Annotated in this window: 8 protein-coding genes; 1 reads left to right on the forward strand and 7 read right to left on the reverse strand. The window is 67.2% G+C overall.

Annotation, left to right across the window (positions count from 1 at the left end):
* From MJ785_RS17940 to MJ785_RS17970, 7 genes are all read right to left on the reverse strand, one after another.
* Positions 1-1,069, reverse strand: a 1,069-nt coding sequence (locus tag MJ785_RS17940; protein ID WP_239381899.1) for an AMP-binding protein, incomplete at its 3' end; no start/stop codon positions are given.
* Positions 1,066-1,767, reverse strand: a complete 702-nt coding sequence (locus tag MJ785_RS17945) for a TenA family transcriptional regulator (protein ID WP_239308607.1) — start codon at positions 1,765-1,767, stop codon at positions 1,066-1,068. The genes MJ785_RS17940 and MJ785_RS17945, both read right to left, overlap by 4 nt.
* Positions 1,768-1,775: 8 nt before the next feature.
* Positions 1,776-3,005 (reverse strand): cytochrome P450, encoded by a 1,230-nt coding sequence (locus tag MJ785_RS17950; RefSeq protein WP_239346535.1) that lies wholly within the window; start codon positions 3,003-3,005, stop codon positions 1,776-1,778.
* Positions 3,005-3,676 carry a carboxymuconolactone decarboxylase family protein gene (locus tag MJ785_RS17955; protein ID WP_239381901.1) on the reverse strand — a complete coding sequence of 224 codons (672 nt, stop codon included), beginning with the start codon at positions 3,674-3,676 and terminating at the stop codon, positions 3,005-3,007. The genes MJ785_RS17950 and MJ785_RS17955 overlap by 1 nt, the downstream gene beginning before the upstream one ends.
* Entirely contained in the window at positions 3,673-4,974 is a 1,302-nt protein-coding gene (locus MJ785_RS17960; protein ID WP_239381903.1) for a cytochrome P450, read from the reverse strand. Before MJ785_RS17960 ends, MJ785_RS17955 begins: the two co-directional genes overlap by 4 nt.
* Positions 4,975-5,018: 44 nt before the next feature.
* A complete protein-coding gene (locus tag MJ785_RS17965; protein ID WP_239308611.1) occupies positions 5,019-6,068 on the reverse strand; it encodes an ABC transporter permease in 1,050 nt (349 codons plus the stop codon).
* A gap of 5 nt (positions 6,069-6,073) precedes the next feature.
* Entirely contained in the window at positions 6,074-7,042 is a 969-nt protein-coding gene (locus tag MJ785_RS17970) for an ABC transporter ATP-binding protein (protein ID WP_239381905.1), read from the reverse strand.
* Between the two features lie 614 nt (positions 7,043-7,656).
* On the opposite strand from MJ785_RS17970, the gene MJ785_RS17975 reads away from it, so the two are divergent.
* On the forward strand, positions 7,657-7,989 hold the full coding sequence (locus tag MJ785_RS17975; RefSeq protein ID WP_239381907.1) for a YnfA family protein: 333 nt from the start codon (positions 7,657-7,659) through the stop codon (positions 7,987-7,989).
* Position 7,990: the final 1 nt, after the last annotated feature.

The raw sequence follows: 7,990 nt of genomic DNA on the forward strand, positions 1-7,990 counted from the left end.
AGCCGAGCACGGTGACTGGGGCGTCCATGCGGGCGGTGTCCTGGTCGATACGCACGATCGTCGGAGCGACGCCGAGCGGCACCCCGCAGATCGCGAGCGTCGCCTCCGCCATCCCGTATGCCGGCTGGAAGGCCCGTCGGTCGAACCCGGCCGGCGCGAGCCGGTCCGCGAACGCCGCGAGCGTGGCCGGGTTGACCCGCTCGGCCCCGCTCACCACGGAGCGCACGCTGGACAGGTCCAGCCCCTCGACGCGCGCGGCCGGGACCATCCGGACGATGTACTCGAAGCCGAAGTTGGGCATGAACATGTGGCTGTACCGATGCTCGTCGTACTGCTGGAGCCACCGCAGCGGGTTCCGGAGGAACTGGGTGGGCGGCATGTACGCGTGCTCGGCCTGCCTGGTGACCGCGGCCAACGAACCGCCGACAAGACCCATGTCATGGTAGAGCGGCAGCCAGCACACCCCGCCGTGGGAGCGGACGTCCACCCACGTGTGGATCGCACGGATGTTCGCCGCGAGATTCGCCCGGGTGATACGCACCCCGCGCGGGACGCCGCGGGAACCGGACGAGAACTGCAGGACCGCGAGATGCCCTGGCCGCCGGGGGGGTTGCAGCCCGGTCTCGGCCATCCACGGCGTCACGACGCGGACCGCGAGGCCCGTCTCGCGCAGCGCGTCGGCGAGTCCCCCCGCGCCGTCCGGCCCGGCGAGCGCGAACCGCGGCCGGAGCTGCGCGGCGATCCCCCGCAGCTGCTCAAGCCACCCGGCCCGCTGGTTGACGGTCTCGGGCAACGGGACGTTGGACGGGACCGCCCCGATCCACAGGAGGGCGAAGAAGCAGGCGAGAAACTCCGGGCCGGTGGGCAGGATCAGGGGAACGATGTCGCCCGGCTCCACACCCTCCTCCAGCAACGCGACGGCCGTGCCCAGCACGGCGGCGGCGAACTGGCCGTAGTCGATACGGGTCCAGGTGCCGTCGATGAGAAACCGCAGCCCCCGGTCGGCACGCGGCTCGGTGATCCAGCCGAGCAGCAGCTCCTCGGGCGTGCCGGTCGTCGGCGCGTTCACGGGCGCACCACGGAGTAGTAGAAGTCCTGGAGTTTCAGCCACTGGGCGCACCCGCGCCGGACGAACTGAGGCGCCTCGGCGTCGAACTCGGGCACCTCGTGCGCGTATTTCTCGATCAGCAGCCGCGCGCCCAGCGCGTGGCCGCCGTCCAGCTGGCTGTGCACCGTGAACCACTCGACGTCCACATCGCTGATGTGCCACGACGAGGTGAGGAACACACGCATCTTCTCGACCGCGGCCGGGGTCTGCCGCTCGTTCACGTAGAAAGCGAGCAGCCCCCAGACGAAGTGGTTCTCCCGGCAGGTCCGCAGCAGGTAGTCCAGAAAATCTGCCACCGGCGTCGCCGGCTCCTTCTCGAACATTTCCGGACCGGCGCCGAGTACTTCCGCGAAGCGCCGCATCAGATTGTAGTGCGCGTCGGTCCCGTCAGCGAGATCGGTCTCTTCGGCGATGAGCTGCATCATCTCGTAGCGACGGACGTCCGCATAGCGCGTATTGGCATGGATGGCACTGAACCCGCGGTTCTGTCCGTATGTCTGATGGTATTTCTGTACCGCCCAGTCGCGCATCCGGTCACGCGATACCTTGCCGGCGGTCAGCGCGGAGATGAAAGAGTGCCGCGAGTAGCTCTCCCGGTCGATGATCTCATCGAGCAGATCGAGTGTGGTTTGGGTGGATCGAGTGGCTCGGGTGGACACATGGTCTCCTATGACAGGGCGACCGGTAGCTCGGCGTAGCCGCGCATCGCGAAAAGTGGGCTCCTGACCACCTGGGCGCCCAGTGACATTCTTGGAAAACGCTCGACCAGCGCTCGGAAAACCGTCTCACACTCCATGCGCGCAAGCGCGGAACCAACGCAGAAATGGATGCCGGCACCGAAGGAAAGCGGTTGGTTGCGTGGCCGGAAAATGTCGAAACGGCCCGGCTCGGCGAAACGCTCCGGGTCCCGGTTGGCGGCCCCGATCAGGCCCATCAGCAGATTCCCCTCGGCGATCCGGGTACCGCCCAGGACCAGCGATCCCATCGTCCGCCGGCCGATGTACTGCACCGGCGAGTCCCAGCGGAGCGCCTCGGTGGTGACGTTGCCGGCGAGGCCGGGGTCGGCGCGCAGGGCAGCCCATTGATCAGGGAACCGCAACAGCGCGTATACACCGTTGCCGATGAGGTTGCTCGTCGTCTCATGGCCCGCGCCGAACAGGAAGAGGCTGTTGTTCACCAGCTCCAGCGGACTGATCGTTTCCGCGGTCTCCGCGGCGGTGATGAATGCCGACAGCAGATCTCCGCCCCGCTCGGTCCGCCTGCGTTCGACGAGCCGGCCGAAATAGTCGAGGAAGAATGCGCTCGCGTCCTCGGCGGCGGCCTGCTGCTCATCGGTGATGATCGGGTCCAATAACCTGATCAACGCTGATGAGTTCTTCTTGCACTCCTCGTGGTCAGCCGCTGGAATACCCAGGAGCTCACAGATGACCGCGACGGGCAGGTGGTGGGCCAGGCCGTCCATCAGGTCACCGCCGCCGGCCGCGGCGAAACCGTCGAGCAGTTCGTCCACTTTCGTCACTATATAACCACGCAGGCCTTCCACCCGGCGTTGGGTAAACGCTTTCGCAAACAGCAGCCGCAGCCTGGTGTGCTCGGGCGGATCCATCCCGAAAATCCAGCCACGGCTTGCGCGGTCAATTGCGGAGTCGGGCTCGAAGTGCCCGAAGAAGCGGGTAGCCTCACCCCGGCCCACCCGTGGTTCACGCAAGATCCTGTCAAGATCTGCATAACGGGTGACCAACCACTGTCCAAGCGCCGCGTGAAAATACGGGGATTGAGTTTCCCGTAACCGGTCATAGTGGCTGTACGGGTTCTCCAGGAATCCCTCGGTGAACGGATTGAACAGCGCGAGGGAGGCCTCCTTGGGGTCATCCTGGTTCATGGGGAGAGTTGTCATCAGGCCTCCTGTGAGGTCAGGTCGGCCGGCCGTAGCGCCCACACTTCGGCCGGCACGCGCAGCGCGTTCGCGGTCTGCGCGACAAGGCGGTAGAAACCCGCGATCGTCAGCAGCTCAAGGATCTCGTCGGTCGTCCACAGCGCGGTGAGCCGGCCCCAGAGGCTCGGGGGGACGCTGGCGTGGTCGTGCAGCTCGTCGGCAAGCTCGATGACGGCACGGGTCGCTTCGTCCGTGTCGGTGAGGTCCGGCGCGGCCACGAGGGTGCCGGCGATCCGGACTGGTGACAGACCGATCCGGCCCTGCGCCACCGCCGCGTGAATGCCCCACTCCGACCAGCAGCCCGCCCGCGCGCAGACGCGCAGAACGAGCGTCTCCCGCACCGCGGGGTCATGCTCGATCAGCCGCAGCATCTCGTCCATGACGGGTGCGAGCGCACCCGCGACCGTGGGATGGGCCGCATAGGCGCGAACGAGCGCGAGCGGCGGGCGCGGACCGTCCGGCGGCTGCCCGATGCGGGTGAGCAGGGCCTCGGCCTCAGCCGTGTAGGGCGGGCCGATGAGCGGGATCCGTGGTGTATCCGCCGGTAGCGATCCATCGGGCCGGGCCGCCGCGAGAGCCGGCGGCGCGCCGTCGATGCCGGGCGCGGGGGCCGGCCCGCTCCGGGTGCTCACGAAGCGGCTCTCCCGGCCGCGCCGCGCCGGACCGGCAGGCTGTTCAGACCGCGGAGGAACATGTTGACGCCCCAGTCCGGCTCGGTTGTGGCCAGTTCGAGATCGGGCAGCCGCCGGGCCAGCTCACGGAAGGCGACATCGCCCTCCAGGCGCGCCAGCGACGCGCCGAGACAGAAGTGGATCCCCGACCCGAACGCCAGGTGCGAACGGCCGTCGGTCCGGTCCGGGTCGAAGGCCGCCGGCTCGGCGACCACCGCCGGGTCCGCGTTCGCCGCCTGCGACAGCACCACGACAAGCTGCCCGCCGCGCACGTCGGTGCCGTGCAGGTGGATGTCCTCGCGCGCAAACCGCGATGTGGTCCGCAACGGGCCCTCGTAACGCAGCACCTCCTCAACGATCCCGGGAGCGGCGGCGGGGCACGCGACGAGCCGCTCGTAGCGTTCACGCCGCCGTAGCAGCGTGAGCAGGCCGTTACCAAGCAGGTTCATCGTTGTCTCGTGGCCCGCCCACACCAGCAGGGTCAGGTTGGCGGTCAGCTCTTCCCGGGTGATCGCATGCTCCTCCTCGCATGCGCGGATCAAGCTGGTGAGCAGGTCGTCGCCGGACCGGTCGCTGCGCGCGACACGGTCGGCGAAGTACTCCTGGAACCTCTTCACCGCGTCCTCACTACGGCGCAGCGACTCGCTGTCGACCGTCACGTCGAAGATCCGGGCGAGGTCCGCCGACCACGACCTGAATACCTCCCGGTCCTGCGGCGGGATGCCGAGAACCGCACAGATGACAATCGCGGGCAGCGGGAAGGCAAACCGGCTCATGAAATCAAACTCGGGTTCGCCGGCGGCGATGATCTCGTCGAGAAGCTCCCTGACAACATGTTCGACCCGCGGGCGCATCATCTCCACCCGGCGCGGCAGGAAGGTACGTCCAAAGGCGCCGCGGACCCTCATGTGGTCCGCCCCGTCAAGCTGCGACATCCACAGCCGGATGACGGCGAAAGCGCTGTTCTCACCACCCCGGTCGGCGGCGATCTGATCCCAGTAGCCAGCTTTACCGAATCTCGGGTCGCGCAGCACGTCGCTTGCTGCCGCGTGCGACGTGACAATCCAGCAGCCGGGTGCCGGCAGCTCTGACCAGATCAGTGGCGACGCGGAGCGCAGCATGTCGTAGGCGGGTCGCGGGTTGTCCAGATAGGCGGGCAGGAAGATCTCGAATGGCGATATCAGGCGGTCCGGCCCAGCCGTGGGGAGAGCCGCGCCAACCAGACTGTCGTTTTCGGCTGGCGCCTTGTCGGCACACACGTTCGGTTCACCTCTCGAAAAACTGGCCGCGCCAGAGAATGCAGTCAGGCATGCCTGAACCGCTCCCAGCGCATACATCTGAATCCGATCCCGAAGATGACGGTTATGAAAACCGCGAGAACCCCCGTGTCAAGCAGCAGTTTTTCCATCGATGCGCTGCGGGTCATGGTGTCCTGCAACATCTGCATCGCCCAGTACTGCGGGAAAACCGGGGCGATCGTCTGCGCCCATCCCGGCAGCGCGACGGACGGAACCATTGCGCCGCCGACCGCGCCGCCGAGCAGCACCAGAAGATTATTGAACTGCGGGACCTGAAGATCATTCGATGCGATCGCCGCGACGGCCGCACCGACCGCTCCGAGGCACAGCCCGATAAGAACGTTCGCGACGATGAACATACCAGGATTGTTGATGGGAACGCCGAGAATCAGCGACCCCAGGCCGATCAGCAGCAGGCCCTGCGCCATGGCCAGGAGCGCGATCGGCAGCAGCTTGCCCACCAGCAGCGAGAACTTTCCGATCGGGAGCGAGAGGAGCCGGTTCCAGGTGCCCCAGTTCCGCTCCCGGTGCAACGCCTGGGCGGCATGCGCCGCGCCGAAGAAGGCATGGAACATGACGAAGCCGGGAAGAGTCTGCGCATACGGGCTGGAGTTCGACAGGTAGGACGCGCCGCTGGGCGTTATGACAGCCGGCGGCTGGCTGTCGAGCGCCGCGAGGAACGGGGACAGCACGATCGGCGTGGCCGGGTCCGCGATCACCGTCCGGTGGCCCGCGTCGTCGGTGACGAGCGCGACGGCGATATCGCCGTTCGCCACCTCCTGTCGGGCCTCGTTCTCACTGACCAGACGTTGTGGCGCACCCAGCCGATGGGCCAGGGCGGGGTCCACCGGCCCGGCGCTCACGTACGCGGGTGGCTGGCCTGTGCCGAACGCGCCGCCCACCGCGCCGGTGAGGAAGGCGATCAGGACAACCGGAACGGCGAACATCATGATGAGCAGCAACGGATCACGCCGGTTGATGAGCAGTTCCTTGCGGAACACCGCGTCGAATGCCGTCAGCTTCCTGATGGCGCCGCTGGACCGTTCAGCGGCCATCGCGCTCAATCCCGAACCTCCCGCCCGGTGATGCGGAGAAAGACACTTTCAAGATTTGGTTCCAGGCTTTCAATGTCCACGACACGCGATGCGGTGAAGGCCGCGGCGGAAAGAATCCGCCCCACCGCGTACGCACGGTCCGCGCTGGTGGTGACCCGCACCCGTTCGACGCCGGCCGTGCGCGGTGCCGCTGTCACGGTTGTGTCGGGCTCCAGCCGCAGGACCGCGCACAACGGCGCGGCATCACCGTCAACCGTCACGAAAATAGTGCGCCGCGCATAGGAGCGCAGGAGGTCCGGAACGTTCTCGTGGGCAAGAACCGCGCCCTTGTGCAGAACGTATAAATCATCCGCGTACGACTCGATCTCCGCCAGGAGATGCGTGCTGTAGAGGACGGCCTTCCCCCGCTCCACCTGGGCGCGCACCAAGTCGAGAAGCAACGCGCGGGCCTGCGGGTCGACACCGGCGGTCGGCTCGTCCAGGAGCAGCACCGCGGGGTCCCCGATAAGCGCCGCGGCAAATCCGAGACGTCGCCGCATACCGCCCGAGAAAGTGCTCGCCCGCTCATCCGCCCGGTCGTGCAGATGCACACCTGCCAAGGCCTCGTCCACAGCCGGACCGATTCCGCGGCGCGGCAGCCCCTGCGCTCGGGCCACGAAACGCAGGTTCTCCCGGGCGGTGAGCATGGGGTATACGTTGTCCTGCTGCGGAAGATAACCCACCGACAGTCCCGGCGCTTTCACGACGTCCCCCGACGTGCTCTCGAGAACTCCCGCCGCGATCGCCATGAGCGTGCTCTTTCCCGCGCCGTTGGGACCGAGGAGACCGGTCATACGCCCGCTGGCGACCACTACGTCGACGCCAGCCAAGGCCGATATCTCACCGTACCTCTTTGTAACGTTACGTAATATGAACGAAGCCGGCTGGGTAATGCTCTCGCCAGCGCGCCGGACACCGACGATATCAGAGATCATCGTTTCGAAACCTCCACGCGATACGAGGCGGCGGCTCAACCGCGGCGTTGGTTGATTGGAGCACGAAGCACAACAGACCGGCAACTATTCGCGTAAACATGCATGTCAGCGATGGGTCGGCCCTTCTGAACGGGAGTCGAGCCGTCTCGCGGGCGGAGATTCCGCCGCAAAAAAGATCATTTAACCTGGACACAGCATATTGCCGGCGGTGGCTCGATACATGGCCGTATGCATGGTTTGACAATCCCGCTGACCCGCCCTGACGGGCCTGGCTGGCAGCCGGGGCAGGCACGATGACGGACACCTCGCGTCGTTGTTGTCGGTCGACGCCCAACACAGGGCGCATCCCTCCGCCGCCTCGCGATGCACGCACCCCAGCCCCGCTCCTTGACCCACCCCTATTGCCGGGCACTCTTACCCGGGGCTGGCTTCCTTCTTTGACGCCGGCTCGGTTTGGTGGTTCTTCGGCGGTGAACGTCGTGCCGGCGCCGAATTACTCCACCGCGGCCACTGCTCTCGCCGCGGAGCGCAGCCCACCGCCGGCTCGGCTCAAAGATCGAGACGGCACGCCACCCGGTGGCCGGCGCAAGCCGCCGGTAAGCGACGATCCTGGCGTGACCGCGGCTCGGGCTCTCGCGCTGTTCGCCGCCGCCGGCCTCGCCGAGATCGGCGGCGGCTATCTGGTGTGGCGATGCCTCCGGGAGGGCGCGTCCATCATCACCGGTGTCGTCGGCGCCCTTGTCCTTGTCGTCTACGGTGTCATCCCGACCGTGCAGCACAGCGCGAACTTCGGCCGGATCTATGCCGCCTACGGTGGAGTGTTCGTGGTCGCGTCGCTGCTGTGGGGGTGGGGCGTCGACGGCCTGCGCCCGGACCGCTACGACTGGATCGGCGCGGCCGTCGTCCTCGCGGGCGTCGCAGTGATCTATTTCGCGCCACGTCCCTAGT

It is taken from the genome of Protofrankia sp. CiT1, assembly GCF_917627335.1.
GTDB lineage: Bacteria > Actinomycetota > Actinomycetes > Frankiales > Frankiaceae > Protofrankia.